General features: G+C 72.6%; 16 protein-coding genes and 1 tRNA gene. 7 read left to right on the forward strand and 10 right to left on the reverse strand.

The window, feature by feature from the left end; genetic code table 11:
- Window positions 1-53: 53 nt before the first annotated feature.
- From ACH4DZ_RS06825 to ACH4DZ_RS06835, 3 genes are all read right to left on the reverse strand, one after another.
- Complete coding sequence (locus ACH4DZ_RS06825; RefSeq protein WP_398285869.1) at window positions 54-566, reverse strand: single-stranded DNA-binding protein; 513 nt, start codon at window positions 564-566, stop codon at window positions 54-56.
- A gap of 290 nt (window positions 567-856) precedes the next feature.
- Window positions 857-2,881 carry a GTPase gene (locus ACH4DZ_RS06830; RefSeq protein WP_398286221.1) on the reverse strand — a complete coding sequence of 675 codons (2,025 nt, stop codon included), beginning with the start codon at window positions 2,879-2,881 and terminating at the stop codon, window positions 857-859.
- 5 nt (window positions 2,882-2,886) lie between these two features.
- Window positions 2,887-4,494 (reverse strand): dynamin family protein, encoded by a 1,608-nt coding sequence (locus ACH4DZ_RS06835; RefSeq protein ID WP_398285870.1) that lies wholly within the window; start codon window positions 4,492-4,494, stop codon window positions 2,887-2,889.
- A 311-nt stretch (window positions 4,495-4,805) separates the two neighbouring features.
- Between ACH4DZ_RS06835 and ACH4DZ_RS06840 the strand changes: the two genes are divergently transcribed.
- The 4 genes from ACH4DZ_RS06840 (at window position 4,806) to ACH4DZ_RS06855 (ending at window position 7,682) form a co-directional block, all read left to right on the forward strand.
- Window positions 4,806-4,878, forward strand: a tRNA-Arg gene (locus tag ACH4DZ_RS06840).
- A 238-nt stretch (window positions 4,879-5,116) separates the two neighbouring features.
- The gene (locus ACH4DZ_RS06845) at window positions 5,117-5,545 is read left to right on the forward strand and encodes a VOC family protein (protein WP_398285871.1); all 429 of its coding nucleotides are present in this window, start codon (window positions 5,117-5,119) and stop codon (window positions 5,543-5,545) included.
- A gap of 60 nt (window positions 5,546-5,605) precedes the next feature.
- Window positions 5,606-7,219, forward strand: a complete 1,614-nt coding sequence (locus tag ACH4DZ_RS06850) for a serine/threonine-protein kinase (RefSeq protein ID WP_398285872.1) — start codon at window positions 5,606-5,608, stop codon at window positions 7,217-7,219.
- 196 nt (window positions 7,220-7,415) lie between these two features.
- Window positions 7,416-7,682, forward strand: a complete 267-nt coding sequence (locus tag ACH4DZ_RS06855) for a chaplin (RefSeq protein WP_398285873.1) — start codon at window positions 7,416-7,418, stop codon at window positions 7,680-7,682.
- Window positions 7,683-7,817: 135 nt separating this feature from the next.
- On the opposite strand, the gene ACH4DZ_RS06860 is transcribed toward ACH4DZ_RS06855, so the two are convergent.
- From ACH4DZ_RS06860 to ACH4DZ_RS06890, 7 genes are all read right to left on the reverse strand, one after another.
- On the reverse strand, window positions 7,818-8,684 hold the full coding sequence (locus tag ACH4DZ_RS06860; protein ID WP_398285874.1) for a tyrosinase family protein: 867 nt from the start codon (window positions 8,682-8,684) through the stop codon (window positions 7,818-7,820).
- Window positions 8,668-9,198: a tyrosinase family oxidase copper chaperone gene (locus ACH4DZ_RS06865; RefSeq protein ID WP_398285875.1), complete on the reverse strand. Its 531-nt coding sequence runs from the start codon at window positions 9,196-9,198 to the stop codon at window positions 8,668-8,670. Before ACH4DZ_RS06865 ends, ACH4DZ_RS06860 begins: the two co-directional genes overlap by 17 nt.
- Before the next feature lie 41 nt (window positions 9,199-9,239).
- Window positions 9,240-9,746 carry a hypothetical protein gene (locus tag ACH4DZ_RS06870; RefSeq protein WP_398285876.1) on the reverse strand — a complete coding sequence of 169 codons (507 nt, stop codon included), beginning with the start codon at window positions 9,744-9,746 and terminating at the stop codon, window positions 9,240-9,242.
- Window positions 9,747-9,893: 147 nt separating this feature from the next.
- Window positions 9,894-10,391, reverse strand: coding sequence for a DUF5949 family protein (locus ACH4DZ_RS06875; RefSeq protein WP_398285877.1), 498 nt, complete (start codon window positions 10,389-10,391; stop codon window positions 9,894-9,896).
- A gap of 257 nt (window positions 10,392-10,648) precedes the next feature.
- Window positions 10,649-10,945: a hypothetical protein gene (locus ACH4DZ_RS06880; RefSeq protein ID WP_398285878.1), complete on the reverse strand. Its 297-nt coding sequence runs from the start codon at window positions 10,943-10,945 to the stop codon at window positions 10,649-10,651.
- A gap of 286 nt (window positions 10,946-11,231) precedes the next feature.
- The gene (locus ACH4DZ_RS06885; protein WP_398285879.1) at window positions 11,232-12,062 is read right to left on the reverse strand and encodes a hypothetical protein; all 831 of its coding nucleotides are present in this window, start codon (window positions 12,060-12,062) and stop codon (window positions 11,232-11,234) included.
- 240 nt (window positions 12,063-12,302) lie between these two features.
- Window positions 12,303-12,542: a chaplin gene (locus ACH4DZ_RS06890; RefSeq protein ID WP_398285880.1), complete on the reverse strand. Its 240-nt coding sequence runs from the start codon at window positions 12,540-12,542 to the stop codon at window positions 12,303-12,305.
- 408 nt (window positions 12,543-12,950) lie between these two features.
- Here ACH4DZ_RS06890 and ACH4DZ_RS06895 point away from each other — a divergent pair, with 408 nt between their 5' ends.
- The 3 genes from ACH4DZ_RS06895 (at window position 12,951) to ACH4DZ_RS06905 (ending at window position 16,884) form a co-directional block, all read left to right on the forward strand.
- Window positions 12,951-14,078, forward strand: a complete 1,128-nt coding sequence (locus ACH4DZ_RS06895; protein WP_398285881.1) for a DUF3344 domain-containing protein — start codon at window positions 12,951-12,953, stop codon at window positions 14,076-14,078.
- Between the two features lie 107 nt (window positions 14,079-14,185).
- Window positions 14,186-15,385, forward strand: coding sequence for a glycosyltransferase (locus ACH4DZ_RS06900; protein WP_398285882.1), 1,200 nt, complete (start codon window positions 14,186-14,188; stop codon window positions 15,383-15,385).
- Entirely contained in the window at window positions 15,382-16,884 is a 1,503-nt protein-coding gene (locus tag ACH4DZ_RS06905; RefSeq protein WP_398285883.1) for an exopolysaccharide biosynthesis polyprenyl glycosylphosphotransferase, read from the forward strand. The genes ACH4DZ_RS06900 and ACH4DZ_RS06905 overlap by 4 nt, the downstream gene beginning before the upstream one ends.
- The last annotated feature ends 1 nt before the right edge of the window (window position 16,885 follow it).

A 16,885-nucleotide genomic window follows, 5' to 3' on the forward strand; every position in this document is an offset into this window, starting at 1 on the left:
GCACTTCGGTCAGGCCGAGGTTTCGGCACTCACAGTCACCGCATGCACCACGGTCACCCCGCCAGAGCCGGTTCCTGCCGCTGCGGAGTTGCCTGATCGGTCGGCTCAGCCCCGTCGGCCTGATCGGCCGGCTCCGTCTCCCAGTTCGGCTCCGGGCGGGCCGACGCGCCCGACGACTCGCCGGACGCCTGATCCGGTGCCCCGTCGCCCCTGAGCGTCCTCCGGAACGCCGCGGTGCCGCGCGCCAGATCGTGCCCGATCGCCGAGGCCTCGATGTCCGCGCCCGTCCACGACTGCCCGTCGCGCTGCTCGGAGCGGACCTTCAGCCTGCCTCGCACCATCAGCGGCTCCCCGAGCGACACGGACGCCTGTACGTTCGCCGCCAGCGCCCGATTGGCCCAGACCGTGAAGAAGTTGGTGTGCCCGTCCCGCCAGGCGCTCTTCTCGCGGTCCCAGAACCGCTGCGTGACCGCCAGCCGGAACCTCGCCGACGGGCCTGCCGCCGTCTCCCGGAACACGGGCTGTGTCGCCACGTTCCCCACCACGCACACCATCGTCTCGTTCATCGCGGAAGCCCTCCCTGCCCACGCGCACGGGCTCGTCCCGTACGGCTGTGTCCGTCTGTCGCGCCGAACACGACTTGGCGCTCATGCTTCGACCGCCTCACAGCGCCCGATGACGCCTCGCGGCGCCTCATGACGCCCCATGACCGCCTCGCGGCGATCACGTCGTGTCCGTCGAGACCTCAGACTGCCTCCGTCGGCCCGAACCCGCTGAGCCCTGTGGGCCACCCCCCGGTTGTGGACAACTCCGCCACCCGAACGAGAGCCTCCGCCCGCACCCTCCCCCTCTCACCTCACCCCGCCGACACCGTGACCCCCGAGACCCGCAGGAACTGCTCCCGCACCTCCCGATACCGCAGCAACTCCGCCGCCACCGGATCGAGAACCCGGGCCCGGCCGCATCCCGACGCCGCCTCCCGCAATCTCCGTTCGGCCTCGGACCCGTACCGCCGCGCGGGCCCGTTCGCCGCGAGTCGGCAGGCCCACTCGACACCCGGGCCGCCCACGATGCCGATGACCATCAGCAGCGCGGGCACACCGAGGTTCGGCGACATGAAGCCGATGACCTGGGCCAACAGCCACAGTCCGCCGACGACCTGAAGGATGGTCATGGCCGCCTGCGCGAGCACGGCGGCCGGCCACCAGCCCGGCCGCGGCGGCCGGCCGACCGGTGTCCCGGCCCGTACCGCCAGTTCGTCCAGGGCCTCGCACAGCCCCTGCGACCCCCGTACGGCCGCCTCACGGACCGCCTGTGCCCAGGGCGCGGGCAGCCCGTCGGTCGCCTGCTCGGCCACCGTGCGCACCGCCTGCTCGACGCGCTGCCGCGCCGTGGCCTCCTCGTCGTCGTACGCCCGTACGGACAGCCGTCCCGTCGCGGGCTCGCACCGGTCCTGGTACCAGCGCCACAGCCGCAGCCAGGGCGTGCCGCACGCGCGGTTGGCGTTGCGGCGCCACGCGCGCTCGGCGGCCTCGCCCGCCGCCGTGGCGCCGACCGCGTCGGCGAGCCGGTCGGCGAACTCGTCGCGTGCCTCCTCGCTGAGCCCGGCCTGCCGCCGGTTGGCGTAGACGGGCCACAGGCGCACCGCGGCCGCGTCCACGTCGGCCGAGATCCGGCGGGCCGCGGCTCCCCGCTCGGCGACGAAGTGACCGAGCACCTCGCGCAGTTCCCCGATGCCCTCTCCGGTGAGCGCGGACAGCGCGAGAACGGTCGCGCCCGGCTCGCCGTACTCGCCGAGCGCGATCCCGTCCTCGTCGAGCAGCCGGCGCAGGTCGTCGAGGACCTGGTCGGCGGCTTCACCGGGCAGCCGGTCGACCTGGTTGAGGACCACGAAGGTGACTTCCGCGTGGCCCGCCATGGGCCGCAGATAGCGCTCATGGAGCACCGCGTCGGCGTACTTCTCCGGGTCGACGACCCAGATGACGGCGTCCACGAGCGCGAGGATCCGGTCCACGTGCTCACGGTGCTGGACGGCCGCCGAGTCGTGGTCGGGCAGGTCCACCAGGACGAGCCCGCGCAACTGCGCCTCCGCCTCGGCGCTCTGCAGCGGCCTGCGGCGCAACCGCCCGGGAATGCCGAGCCGGTCGATGAGTCCGGCCGCGCCGTCGCTCCAGCTGCACGCGATGGGAGCGGCGGTGGTCGGCCTGCGTACCCCGGTCTCCGAGATGGCCACTCCGGCGAGCGCGTTGAAGAGCTGCGACTTGCCGCTTCCGGTGGCCCCCGCGATGGCGACGACGGTGTGCTGCCCCGAGAGCCTGCGCCGTGCCGCCGCCTCGTCCAGGACCTGCCCCGCCTCGGCGAGCGTCCTGCTGTCCAGCCGCGTCCTGGAGAGCCCCACCAGTTCGCGCAGCGCGTCGAGACGGGACCGCAACGGCCCGTCGTACGCGAGGGGGGCCACCACGGGCGGCCTGTTGTCCACGGCGGTCTCCTGTACCGGCCTGGCCTGACCCTCGGCCGTGGCGGACACGCGCCGTGCGATCAGCCCGTCGTCCCAGCCGCCAACCGCGTCCGCGGCGCCCGCACCGCCGGCGCCGTCGGCGACTCCCCTGTCCTCCGAGGCAACGGCCTCCGCGCCACCGGAGCCGAAGCCGGAACCAGAGCCGGAACCAGCCCCGGAACCCGCCTCCGTAGACCCGCGCCCGCGCCCGTGCCCGGAATCCCCCTTCTCCTTGCGCACGACTTCCCTGCCGGACCTCTCCTTGCGCACGACTTCCCTTTCGGGGTCCTCCTTGCGGGCGATTTCCCTGCCGGGGCCCTTCTTCCGGCGGTCGTCGTCCCCCGGCTGGTCGGCGTGATCCGTGTGGTCCGTGACGGCGGTCACCGCGGTCACCTCTCCTTCTGCAGTACCGACAGCGCGGCGATGAGTTCGGCCTGGGGGTGCGGATGTACGCCGAGTGCGTCGAGCGGGGCGAGCCGCCGCTCCCGTTCGTCGTGCAGCGCCTTGTCGAGGTAGTCGGTGAGCAGCCGGCCGCCCTTGTCGCGCAGCCGCAGCGCGCCGTGCGCGCCGATCCGCTCGGCGAGCCCCTCGCCCGCGGAACGCGCCCGCCGACCGCCCAGGAGCGCGGTGGCGACCAGCGCGGCCACCGCCTCGGGATCCGGCGCGACGCTCTTGTCCAGGGCACGCACCTCGTCCTCGGCGTACTCCTCCAGGACGCGGCGCCAGCGCCGTACCGCCATCCCGATACGGTGCTCGGCGCTCTCCAGCGTCGGATCGCGGTCCGTCAGCCCCGGGGCGCCCGCGGCGGGTTCACGCCGCCACGCCTCGTCGACGCGCTCGTCGGCCGCGGTGACGGCGCACAGCAGCAGTGCGGCCAGGCTCTCGACGAGCGCGTCCAGCAGTTCACCGGCGGTGGAGTCCAGCGGGTAGCTGCGCCACCGTTTGAGCGCGCCCCCGGCGAGGACCGCGCCGGCCTGCAACCGGCCCCGCAGGCGGGTGTACTCGCTGTCGTACGCCCCGTCGACGGCCGCGGTGAGCCGCAGCGCGGCGGCGTACTGGGCCGCGGCGGCGGAGGCCAGCTCGGGCATCCGCGAACTGAGCGAGTCGAGCGCCCCGCGGGCGGTGCGCGCCATCGCCTGATGCCGGGCGCCCGGGTCCTGGGCCCGCTGGGCCAGCCAGGCGCGCAGGGGCGCCACGGCGGTGGCCGGAAGCAGTCCCCCGCCCCAGGCCGACTCGGGCAGCTCGGGCACGGTGAAACGGGGCATGTCGCCCAGCCCCGCCTTGGCGAGGAGCGCGCCGAACTGCCGCGACACCTCGGACACCACCTGGTGGGGCACCCGGTCGAGCACGGTGACGAGGGTGGCGTCATGATCCTTCGCGGTACGCAGCAGATGCCACGGCACCGCGTCGGCGTACCGTGCCGCCGTGGTGACCATCACCCAGATGTCCGCCGCGCACATGAGTTCGGCGGCGAGCACCCGGTTGCCGGCCACCAGGGAGTCGATGTCGGGCGCGTCGAGGAGCGCGAGCCCTCGGGGGAGCGTGTCGGCGGTCTCGATGCGCAGGACGCGCATGTCCTCCTCACCGGGCAGCAGCGGATCGTCGTCGACGTCCTGTTGCGGCATCCACACGCGCGTGAGGTCGGGCAGTACGCGCATCCCGCTGAACCAGTGATGGTCCTCGGGATGGCACACGAGCACCGGAGTACGCGTCGTGGGCCGGAGCACCCCGGCCTCGCTGACCCGCCGCCCCACAAGGGAGTTGACCAGCGTCGACTTGCCCGCCCCGGTCGATCCTCCGATCACGGCGAGCAGGGGTGCTTCGGGTTCTCTCAACCGGGGCACGAGATAGTCGTCGAGTTGCGCGAGCAGTTCGTCGCGGTTGGCACGCGCGCGTGGAGCCCCCGCCAGGGGCAGCGGGAAGCGTGCGGCGGCGACACGGTCGCGCAGGGCGGAGAGTGCGTCGAGCAGCTGGGGCCGTACGTCCAAGGTCACCACATGCGAAGAATGCCCAATTTTGCAGGCTTTCTAAAGCATATGGGCATGTCTGCGCGCCGATTGGACACACGGGGCCTAAGGGATGACTGGGGCGCAGGCATAACGAGTGCACAACACCCGGGGCGGGAGACGCCAAAAGCGATGCACGATTCGTACCTGCCTGCGATTATCAGGACCGCTTCACTGAACCTCCACATCGAGCCACGGAGGGGAAGCGCGAAGCGCAGGGACCCAGGAGCTCTATCCTTGTCCCCGGCAAGGTCACAGCCCCGCCCATACCCGGGCACCAGCACCACAGGCCACCACACCCGGCCCCCGTAGCTCAGTGGATAGAGCAGGCGCCTTCTAAGCGCTTGGCCGCAGGTTCGAGTCCTGCCGGGGGCGCAGACAGCCTCTTACGGGCAGCCTTTTACGGGGCTGCACCGTGTCGGAGCAGGGGCAGCTCGCGGCTTGATTCCGATGACCGCCGACAGCCCTCGGTGCTCCTTCTGTAAGGAAGCCGCCCGCGTAGTCGAGCTGGTCCGTGCACTTGGTGTCGGACCTGGCGGGTGTACCCGACGGCCCGCACTCCGCTTCAGGCACGTTCGTGACACGGAGCAGCACGCGCCCCTACGGTGGCCGGATGACGTCGGTCAAGAAGTTCCAGGTCACCTTCGACTGCGCGGAACCCGAGCGCCTCGCCCGTTTCTGGTGCGAGGTGTTGGGATACGTCGTACCGCCGCCGCCGGAGGGGTTCGCCACCTGGGACGACCACAAGCATTCGCAGCCGCCCGAGCAGCAGGATTCATGGTTCGCCTGCGTCGATCCCTCGGGTGTGGGTCCGCGTCTGTACTTCCAGCGCGTCCCCGAAGGGAAGGCCGCCAAGAACCGGCTGCATCTCGATGTGCGGGTCGGCACCGGACTCGTGGGCGAGGAGCGCCTCGCCGCGCTGGAGGCCGAACGCGCGCGGCTGGTCCCGCTCGGCGCGGTGCACGTGCGAACGCTCTACGACGGCACTGATTCGTGCATCCCGATGCAGGACATCGAGGGCAACGAGTTCTGTATCGACTGAGGGCCGCTCTCCCGCCCGCCCGCCGCCTCGGAGCTCACCGGCCCCACTAATCTGTCCGCCATGAACGCACCGGGGGACATGATCGACGGTCGGTTCGAACTGGTCGGGCGGCTCGGCAGCGGTGGTATGGGCACGGTGTGGCGGGCGCGGGACAGCGTGCTGCACCGGGAGGTCGCCCTCAAGGCCGTACGACATGATGCGGCGGCCTCCGAAGCCGTCCGCGCGCGGGTGCTGCGGGAGGCGCGGGCGCTGGCCCGGGTCAGCCACCCGAACGTGGTGATGATCCATCACATCGTGAACGACGACCCGCATCCCTGGCTCGTGATGGAACTCGTCGAAGGCGTCTCGCTCCAGGAGCGGCTCGCCGACGGCCCGTTGCCGCCCGTGGAGGCCGCCCGGCTGGGCCGCCAGGTGCTCGGCGCCCTGCGCGCCGCCGACGCGGCCGGGGTCCAGCACCGGGACGTCAAACCTGCCAACATCCTGCTGCGCACCGACGGCTCCGCGGTCCTCACCGACTTCGGCATCGCGGCGCTCCAGGGCTCCACCGCCCTGACGGCGACCGGCGAACTCATCGGCTCGCCCGAGTACATCGCCCCCGAGCGGATCCGCGGCAACGACGACGACCCGGCGTCCGACCTCTGGTCCCTGGGGCTCGTCCTGTACGTGTGCGTCGAGGGCGTCAGCCCGCTGCGCCGCGGGACGACCCTGGCCACCCTGGCCGCCGTGCTCGACGAGGCCCTGCCCCCGCCGGTGCGCTCCGGCCCATTGGCACCCGTACTCCAGGCCCTGCTAGTACGGGATCCGGCGGCCCGCCCCGACGCGGCACGGCTGGACGCGATGCTGGCGCAGGTCGAGTCGGGTACGACGCCGGACTGGGCGCTGCCGACGACGACCGCCCCGCTGCCGCCCGGGCTCACGACGCCCCCGAGCCGCGCCCCGGGTGTCCCGGCCGCGGGCCCCGGCGGCCCCGCGCACGGCGAAACGCCCGCCGAAACACCGGGTGAAGCAGCGGGTGAAGCACCGGGTGAAACGCCGGCGGGTGAGGAGCCGACGCGCGTCGGGGACCACCGCCCGTCCGGGCGGCACGGAGGACGTGCGGCGCTCGTCGCCACCGTCGCCGTCGTCGTGGTCGCGCTCGCGACGGCCGCGACCGCTCTGGTACTCACCCTGGGCGACCGGGGCGGCAGCGACGGCAAGGAGGACGGCGCCAAGGGCGGCGGCAACCCCGCCGCCACGTCGTCCTCGTCGAACTCCACGTCCTCGCCGTCCTCGCCGTCCTCGAAGCGGTCCTCGACGCCGACGTCCACTCCCGAGCCGTCCGCCCCCGGCTCCTCACCCGCCTCCGGAGGCCGGTGGATCGCCCAGCTCTTCTCCGAACCGGTCGGCTCCGGCACCGCCGCCCGGGACCGACGGCTCGCCGCCGTCCGGAAGTCCGTCCCCGAGGCCGTCTACCTCCGCAGCGACGACTACGCGTCCCTCCGCCCGGGTTACTGGGTCGTCTACGCGCCGGGCCCCTTCACCGACGGCGGCGACGCCCTGGCCTTCTGCGAGGAACGCGGCAGGACCACGCCGACCACCTGCGTCGGCCGGTACGCGAGCACGAGCGCGGACGACTACAACCTCCAGTGCCGCCCTCCGGCCGCCAACCCGACGGGCCTCTGCACACGCCCGTGAACCGCGCACGCCAGTGAACCGCACGCGCGCGTGGACCCCGCCAAACCAGGCAGCTCATATGATCTATGACCTGGTACGAAGCATCTTGGTGCACGATGTCATGTCGAGTGCCGTTACCCGCTGTGAGTCCTGGCGTTGAAGGGGCAGTGCGGTCGCGTTCATGCTTCCGCGCTCACCGATTCGAAGGAGAAACGTGATGTCTCGCATCGCGAAGGCAGCCGGTGTCGCTCTCGGCACGGGCGCCGTTGTGCTCAGTGGTGCCGGTCTGGCCATGGCGGACGCGGACGCCGCGGGCACGGCCGTCGGCTCACCCGGCGTGGCGTCGGGCAACGCCGTCCAGATTCCGGTCCACATCCCGGTCAACCTCTGCGGCAACACCGTGAACGTCATCGCCCTGCTGAACCCGGCATTCGGCAACCAGTGCGCCAACATCGACGACAAGCACGAGGGTTACGGCCACTGAGTCGCCGCACCACGAAGCGAAGGCCCCCGCCGGTACCCACCGCCGGGGGCTTACTCATACCCCGGGTGCCCCACGCACACCAGACACCACAAGCACACTAGACACCCCAGGCGTCTCACCGCGCGCACGGGCACCTCACACGTACCGGTAGATCCGGCTGTGGTCCTCCAACTGGTCCGGCGTCACGCCCCACGGCGGCATCTCCTCGTGCCGCGCGACGATCCGGCCGTATGCCCGTTCCCCGAGTTCCGGCGGCGACGCGGGCAGATACCGCGCGCCCTGATGGCGCTTCTGCCAGCGCGTCCAGAGCAGGTCCACGAAGGCGTGGTGCAGCCAGAAGACAGGGTCGTTGACGGAGGCCCCGCCCAGCATGTGCCCGCCGACCCAGCGGTGGACGCGGTTGTGGTTGCGCCAGGCGTCGTTGCCCCGCCCGGTCCCCCATCCCTCCAGCTTGTTGCGGAAGCCGCGGCCGGAGGTGGAGTCCCAGGGGGCCGTGTCGTACACGGGATCGTCGAGAGCCTTCGCGAGCTCGCCCGAGGTGGGCAGGGACAGCGGATCGCGGGGCCTGCCGAAGTCGCGCGTGAGGTAGTCGCCGTCGGTCATCGACTCCTTGACGACCCACTTCTTGTGCCGACGCGCGAACGGACCGGTGGTGACCTGGTGGTCGGAGCGGCGCCCATTGCCCCCGAGGAGGTCCTCCCCCCACAGCGAGGCGGCGGGAGTGCGGTCCTTCGTCCAGTCCCAGTACGGCACGGACACCCCGGAGTCCACCCTGCGCAGCGCCCGCTCCAGGTCCAGCAGGAACCGCCGGTGCCAGGGCAGGAAGGAGGGGGTCATATGGGCCGCGCGCAGCCCGTCCTCACCGTCCGACACGTAGTGGTCGATGTGCATGCGGACGAATTCGTCGTACTCGCCGGTGCGTTTGATCTCCAGGAACGCGCCGACGAGCCTGCTCTTCTCCGTACGTGTCAGCGCGCTCACGTTCTTACGCGTGTACGCCATGTCCGTGCCCCTCCCGCCTCGCCGGACCCCGCGGTTCCCGCTCCGGATCCGCCTCCGTGACGGCCGCGCGCAGCCGCAGCGTGCCGCCCAGTTCGTCCACGGCGGCGCGGGCGGCGGCCAGCGGTGTCGGGTACGACCGGTAGTGGTCGACCATCGTCAGATAGCCGCCGTCGGCCCGCCGCATGAGGTGCAGCGGCCGGTCGTCCACCGTGACCCGCCAGAGCCCGGCGGGAGCCGTACGCGCGGCCCCGGCCGGACGTACGCCGCCCGCCGCCCCGTCCCTGCACCCGCGGATCCGGCACCCGCCGTACATCTCGTCGAAACCGGCAGCGAACCGCGCCTCGAAATCGGCCAGTTCGCGGGACGGCCCACCGGCAGGGCCCCCCCGCGCGTACGGCTCCCCGCGCGTCGGTCTCGACGCCGCGACGAACGGAGCCACGGCGACCGCCACGGCCGCGGCGAGCACCCCTCTCAGAACGTCACGCCGCGTGCCGTTCCCCACTCTCACCCGCATTCCCCGCCCCCTTGGCTACGTCCTGTCCGCGCTGTCGGTGCCTACAGGCCCGGAGCGAGGCCCAGGGTCGCCCCCGGTGCCGCCTGGAGGACCGGGGCCAGCAGGGCCACCTGGGGCAGCTTCGCGGCCGGGAGACCGAGCATGTCCGCGCGCGGCGCGGTCAGCGGGGCGTCCAGCGAGGCGCCGGGCGTCAGGGTGCGCAGACTTGAGGTGGGCGTGCTGGCGGCGAGGTGGTCGAAGGTGTCCCCGAGCACGCGCGGCAGCGGCGTACGCAGGTCGAGCGAGGGCAGGTCGCTGGTGACCGGCAGCTGCGGGAGGGCCCGCTCCGGCAGCAGCCGGCCCTCGACGTACCGGGGCCCGTCGGGGCTGCCCGGCGTGATCAGCGGCACGGTGCCGCTGATCCTGGGCATCTCCATGTTCAGGGAGTGCTCCACACCTTCCAGGGGCACGGCGACCGGAACCCCGTCGGCCGCGACAGCGGGCGTCGCGACGGCGGCCGCCACACAGGTGACGACGGCGGCAAGAGTTCCTCGGGTGGTCGACTTCATCTCAGGCACGGGCCTTTCGGGATTCGGGAGGGTGCGTCCGAAACGGGTAACGACCCGGCGCACGGGATCCGGTCAAAATTCCCCCGGTCGATGCAATCTTCAGCTCGTCCAAAAGTCCCACCGCGTGGTCGGGCGCGGCGCGTGGGGTCAGGCGCGCAGGCTGCGGGCCGGGACGAGGGCGTGCGCCGCGTTGTTCAGGGTCTCCTCGTCGCCGGCGAAGGCGGCCAGGGCCTCCGGCTCGACGGGCTTGCCCGGCTCAGCCTCGGGCCACGGGCGGGTGGTGAACAGGAAGTAGGCGTAGCCGCGTTCGCCGACCGCGGCGAGCCACTCCGGCGGTACGGGGCACTGGGCGTTGAGCTGGGTCATGCTGACGACGGCCTGACCCGACTCGACGAGGAGGCGGACCGGGAAGCTCGGCTGTCGGGTGGCGTCGACGACCTCGTCGCCGAGGGGCAGTCCGTTGGCCTTCAGCAGCTGCTCGACGGCTGCCGTGGAGCCCTCGGGGCCGCCCGCGCCGTCACCGAGGGAGTACGCCAGGAGATAGGGCATGTCGCCGTCGGGCTGTTCGCCGCTCCACGCCATGACGACGAGGGTGCCGAGGTCCGCGGCGGGAAAAGGGCGCGTTTCGCTTGAGATTGAGGTCACCGCGGAACCGTATCGGCGTGTCGGAATGCGTCCGCTCCCTTTCTCACCCGCCCGGGGGATTTCCATGAAGGTCTCCACACGAACGAGGGACGGGGTCGAACGGACAGGAAGAGGGAAACAGCCCGAACACGGGAAAGGAACAGCCGGAACGCGGCGAATGGGCGGGACCGCCGACGCGAAGGGCCGGTCCGCGCCGACGCGCAACCGGCCCCGCGTCACTTCCGTACGGCCCGCGTCACTTCCGTACGGGCCCGTCGTCACTTCTGGAGGGGAAGACCGCCCAGGAGGCCCGTGGGCCCGCCCGCCGAGTTCAGGGCGTCCGTCGCGTCGCTGAGGGTGCTGAGCGCGGAGTCCTGGTTCTCCGTGTCGAGCGCCCTCGACTGCGACTGCAGGGGCATGGCGTCCACCGGCTCGGTGGTGAGCTGCGTGAGAGCCGAGTCGAGGCCGCCGTTGAGGCTCGTGGGGGGCGTGAGGTCGGCGGCAAAGGCGGGCGCGGCGACACCAGCGACGACCATGGACCCGGCAACGACAGCGGCGGCCTTCAGGGACTTCATCGTGTTCCTTTCATCGGTGACTCGCGTCACCAGAGGGAATTCTCAGTGTTCAGGCACGGTGCATGCCTGCTCTCGCACTGCTTCCTGCCCAACGACCCCTCGTCTGGACGGAAACCCCGAACGCTGAAAATTCCTGGAACCCACCCGATTGAAGGCTGTGTTTCATCACCAAATGGGACCCCTCATATGAGAACCCTGAAATATTGTGCAAACAGGGTGTGAAACAGCCGTCGGGCCGGCCCGGGTGACGGGCCGGCCCGACGGCCGGGGCGGTGGCTGCTTCGCCTCAGCCGCCGCTCCCCGACTGTGCGGGCCCGTCCGCGGGCAGCTTGGGCAGTCCCGGCAGGTTCGGTGCGGGCAGAGCGCCGCCCACCGCCACCGCGGCGACGAAGTTGACCAGGCCGGACACGGTCTGCTTGGCGGCCGTCCCCAGAGCGGTGGCGTCACCGGCGACCGCCGCCTCGACCAGGGAATCGACCGAGCTCTGCAGGGCCTTGAGCGCGTCGGCCCTGAGGTCGGGCGCGGCCACGCGGCCGGCCGTGTCCGGGGCGGGGAGCGCGGGGGCACCGGGAAGCGCCGGCAGGATCGCCGGCGGAGCGGCCGGGATCTCGGGATCGGCCGGCGAGTTCGCCTCCGCAGGCGGCTTCGGCTCGGTGGGCGTCTGCGGCTCGGCAGGCGTTTGCGGCACGGTGGGCGTCTTCGGCGCGGTCGGCGTCTGCGGCTCGGCCGGTGTCTTCGCCGGCGGGGTCTGCGGAGCGGCCGGGGCCGACGCGGTGGCCTGGGCGATGGCCTCCTTCACCGCGCCGCCGAGCTTCGTGGCGTCGGCGGCGGGCAGCTTCCCGCTGTCGGCCTTGAGCGCGGCGGTGAGCAGGTCGGTGACCGGCCTCAGCACTCCGGCGACATCGCCGAGAGCTGCGGTCTGTGCCAGCAGGGCGTCCGCCTCGGGCACCGGTGCCCGGACCGCCGCCGCGGACACCGCCGTGACAGGGGCCGCCGCGGCGCGGGCGTCGCGCGCCGGGTCGTGGTCGGCGGCCACGGCGACGGGTCCGGCGATCCCCAGCAGGAACGTGGCGCAGAGCGCGGAGGTCGCGGTACGCCGCGCGGACAGAGCACGCATGGAGGGTCCTTTCGATGATGCGTCGGGTCCTGTACTCACCGTGGAATCGGTGACCGCCGCCTGCAACCGATCGGACGGGCACCGCGGCGGCCCGCTCCCACCGCCCCGACCGTTGTCCCTGATGAGCCGCCATGACCGGCCCCGCCGAACGCACTTGCGGCCCCTCCCTCCATTCGGGGCAACGCGGATCGGCCGCCCTCCCCGAGGGGAGGACGGCCGATCAGGGGCCGGGCTTCGACGTCAGTCGTTCTCGCACTCGTTGCCGAACGCCGGGTTCAGCAGCGCGATGACGTTCACGGTGTTGCCGCACAGGTTGATCGGCACGTGGACGGGGACCTGCACCAGGTTGCCCGACAGGACACCCGGGGAGTGGGCGGCTGCGCCCTGCGCGTCACTGTCGGCGGCGGCGATGCCGGCGGTGCCCGCCATGGCGGCGGCGGCAACGGAGGTAAAGACCAGGCCCTTCGCGATACGCGACATGGAGAGGTGCTCCTTGGGATTGAAACAACAACCGGGCGGGATGCCCGGCTCTGGAATCAACGCGTGGCGCGGGCGCGGGTTGTGCCTCCAAAAGAGTGACGCTCCGGCCCGTTACCAGAAGCGAGCCAGGAGGTTATTCCGAGGCATGCACACGATTCCGACACACTTGGCGGGTTTCACGGATAAATACGGATAGCGGCTACAGTTGCGTTCCTCCTCAGATCATCTCAGACCGCTCCAGATCACCTCAGATCAGCTCAGATCACCTCAGATCGCTTGAAGCAGACGGGGAGTCGTGTCGGCACTCGTGTGATGTCCACGTCCCGTCCGCCGATGTCCCCTTCTCGTACGCCCGCAAGGGCCAGAACCTCCGCCGCCGAGATTCCCCCCGAAAGGGCAACGCCGGTCATGCGCAATTCCCTGGGTCTTCTGCTGCGCCGTGGGATGGTGGGTGCTTTTTCCCTCGCCTCGCTGTGGGCGCCGGGCGGACCGGCGGTGGCTGTCGTGGCTGTCCCTGTCCCGCCGGACACCACGGTCGCACCGCCCGCCGAGGCAAAGAGCCTGACCTTCACCCAGCGGTACCGCGCACTCGCGCACGGCGGGATCGTCCGGGCCGCCAACTCGTCGATCACCTGCCGCACGCCCGTCGCGCCGACCGCGGTGTCGTGCCCCGCCGCCCGCGCGGGCCTGGCGGTCGCGAACGACGGCTTCGACATGTTCTACACGGACATCGACAAGGACCCGAACACCTACAACTCCAGCAGCGCCGAGGTCCCCCTGCCGCCGGGCGCCCGCGTCTCGTACGCGCGGCTGTACTGGGGCGGCAATCTGCTGGTCGGCGAACAGAAGCCGCCCAAGGACAACGGAAGGGTGCTGATCGCCGAGCCCGGCGGCCGGTACCAGGAGGTGCTCGCGGACACCCTCACCGGGCACCGGGTGGCGCACGGCGCGGACGCCTTCCAGGCCTCGGCGGACGTCACGCGGCTGGTGCGGTCGAGCGGCGCGGGCGCGTACACCGTGGCGCAGGTCAATGTGGCGATGGGGCACTCGGCGGCCGGCGCGTGGGGCGGCTGGACGCTGATGGTGGCGTACGAGAAGGAGTCGGAGCCGCTGCGGCATCTGGCGATCTGGGACGGCTTCGGCCCGGTGGGACCGGATGACGACCAGGTGGTCCGGGTGGACGACCTGCCGTTCCCCGAGGGGGCCACCGGTCGCGCGGGGCTCGTCGCCTACAACGGCGACCGCGGGCGGACCGGCGACTCGCTCACCGTGTCGGACGGGTGGGGCGAGGCGGTCCCCCTCGGCAACAGCGCCAACCCCCGGGACGACGTACTGAATTCGACGATCGGCGAGTCCGACGGGACGGCTTCCCCGCGGACGCCTTCGTATCCGAACACGCTCGGGTACGACTCCGACGTCCTCGATCTCCGCGAGGGCCTGCGGCGCGGCGGGGACCGGCTGGACTTCCGGCTGGAGTCGCGGCGGGACGCGGCCTGGGCCGGCGCGCTGTTCGTCGCCGTCGACGCGAAGCGCTGATGCCCTGCCCCTCTTCTCCCGATCCGTCTCCCTCTCCCGATCCCTCTCCCGATCCGTCTCCCGGCCCGCCTCCCGCCCCTGTTCCCGACTCCGCGAGGAAAGCCCGCATGCGACTGTCACCGACCGGCCCAGGACCGAGGCCACGGGTCCTGCACGTCTCCCAGCCCGTCGACGGCGGGGTGGGCCGTGTGGTCACCGACCTGGTGCGGGCCCAGCTGACCGCCGGCGCCGGCGTCACCGTCGCCTGTCCGCCGGACGGCGGCCTCGCGACGGCGGCCGAACTCCTGGGCGCGGACGTACGGCACTGGCAGGCGACCCGCTCGCCGGGGCCGTCGCTCGCCCAGGAGGTACGAAGTCTGCGTCGGCTCGTACGGGAGGTACGGCCCGACGTCGTGCACGCGCACAGCGCCAAGGCCGGACTCGCGGCGCGGCTCGCCGTACGCGGGCGGGTGCCGACCGTGTTCCAGCCGCACGCCTGGTCGTTCGAGGCGGTCGGCGGGGCCACCGGGCTCCTCGCCCTCAACTGGGAGCGGCTGGGCGCCCGTTGGGCCTCGCGAACGGTGTGCGTCAGCGAGGCCGAGCGGCGCACCGGGCAGCGGTCGGGGATCAGGGGCAGGTGGAGCGTCATCCCCAACGGCATCGACACCGAGAGCTTCCACCCGGCGGCCGTGGAGACCGTACGGGCCGGGATTCCGCTGCTCGAAGGGGTCGACGCGACGGCCCCCCTCGTCGTGTGCGTCGGGCGGCTGTGCCGGCAGAAGGGGCAGGACGTCCTGCTGGAGGCGTGGCGCGAGGTGACCCGGCGGGTGCCGGCCGCGCGGCTCGTACTGGTCGGCGACGGGCCGGACGCGCGGGCACTGCGGGCCGGGGCTCCCCCGTCCGTGCTGTTCGCCGGGGCCGTCACCGATGCCACGCCCTGGTACCAGGCCGCCGATCTGATCGTCCTGCCGTCCCGCTGGGAGGGCATGGCGCTGGCGCCGCTGGAGGCCATGGCCTGCGGACGGCCCGTCGTGATCACCGATGTGGACGGGGCGCGCGAAAGCCTGCCGCCGGGCCAGGGGCCACGTTGCCTGGTGCCGTCCGAGCGGCCGGACGCGCTGGCCGGGGCCGTCGCCGAGCTGCTTCTCGACCCGCTGCTGCGCGAGTCGCTCGGTCATCAGGGACGCCGGTACGCAACGACCACGCACGACGTGCGGCGCACGGCCGCGGCCGTCGCCGACGTGTACCGCGATCTGATCGGCACCTGGCCGACCGGGCGGGACACGGGCGTGGACCACACCGAGTACAGGGAGTCCATCCACACGTGACTGCGGAAAGTACCGTTCCCTCCCCCGGCGGCCGGCCGCGGGCGGCGGACCACGGATTCACGTCCGTCTCATCCATCCCGTCCGTCTCATCCATCCCGTCCGTCCCGTCCGGCTCGCCCGTCTCGGTCATCCCGCCGCGCGGGGCCGTCGGCGGCTTCGGATCCACGAGCGGCAGACGGCCCTTCGCCCGGCGGCCCTCACGGCTGCCCCTGCCCGCCGTGGACATCGGCGCGGCGCTGGCCGGCGGCGCCCTGGCCCTGCCCTGGGCGCATCCGCTTCCGCTCGCCCTACTGGTGCTCGCGGTGCTCCGGCTCAACGCGCACGCGTCGCTGTACCGCGCCACGTCCACGCCCGCCGTACCGGCTCCACTGGACGAACTGCCCGCCGTCTGCGCCCGGATCGCGGTGGGCTGGTGCGCGCTCGCGGCCCTGCTGGCCGCGTACTCCCCGGAGCACGCGCTGTCCGCCCGCGTCCTGGTCCTCGGCTGCGCGGTGCAGTCGCTGGTGAGCTGCGCGGGCCGGGGCGTCGTGCACGGGCACCGGCGCCGGGCGCTCCTGCGGCGCCCGCGCGCGGCCCTGGTGGTCGGCCGCACCGTCGACGCGCAGCGGGTGGCGGCCGCCTTCCTGCGGCATCCGGACTGCGGGGTACGGCCGGTGGGCGTCGTCGCCGACGAGGCGAGCGACGGCGAGGGGCTGCCGGTGCTGACCAGCGGCGAGGAGGTCCAGCGGGCCCTCATCCAGAACGGCGTGCAGGACGTGCTCGCCGTGGGCGCGTCCGGCTGGCCCGAACAGGCCTCGCTGCTGCGGGCGTTGGGCGAGTCGGGCTGCGCCGTGTGGGAGGTGCGCCCGGACGCGCCGGCGTACGGGCGGGCCGGCCGGCTCGCCGGGTTCGCCTGCCGTCGGCTGCCCATGGGCCGCCGGTACGGGAGCGCCGGGAAGCGCCTGCTCGACGTGCTGGTCTCCGGGGCCCTGCTCCTGCTGGTCAGCCCGGTGCTGCTGGTGTGCGCGATCGTGCTGCGAGCCGTCGACGGGCCCGGTGTGGTGTTCCGGCAGGAGCGGATCGGCAAGGACGGGCGGCCGTTCACCCTGCTGAAGTTCCGTACGCACCGGCCGGTCGACGCGCACGAGGCGGCGACCCGCTGGAGCGTGGCGAACGAGCACGAGATGGTCTGGTTCTGCCGTTTCCTGCGGCGGACGTCGCTCGACGAGCTGCTCCAGCTGTGGAACGTCTTCTGGGGCGACATGAGCCTGGTGGGGCCGCGCCCCGAACGGCCCTTCTTCGTGGGCCAGTTCAGCCAGACGTACCCCGGTTACGCGGCCCGCCACCGGATGCGTACCGGGATCACCGGGCTCGCGCAGATCCACGGACTGCGCGGCGACACCTCGATCGAGGACCGCTGCCGGTTCGACAACGCCTACATCGACGACTGGTCGCTCTGGCAGGACGTCTGCATCCTGGCGCGCACCGCGGTCTCGCTCGTGCGTCCGACGGGGAGCTGAA

This window comes from Streptomyces sp. NPDC017991 (assembly GCF_044328075.1).
In the GTDB taxonomy this organism is placed as follows: domain Bacteria; phylum Actinomycetota; class Actinomycetes; order Streptomycetales; family Streptomycetaceae; genus Streptomyces.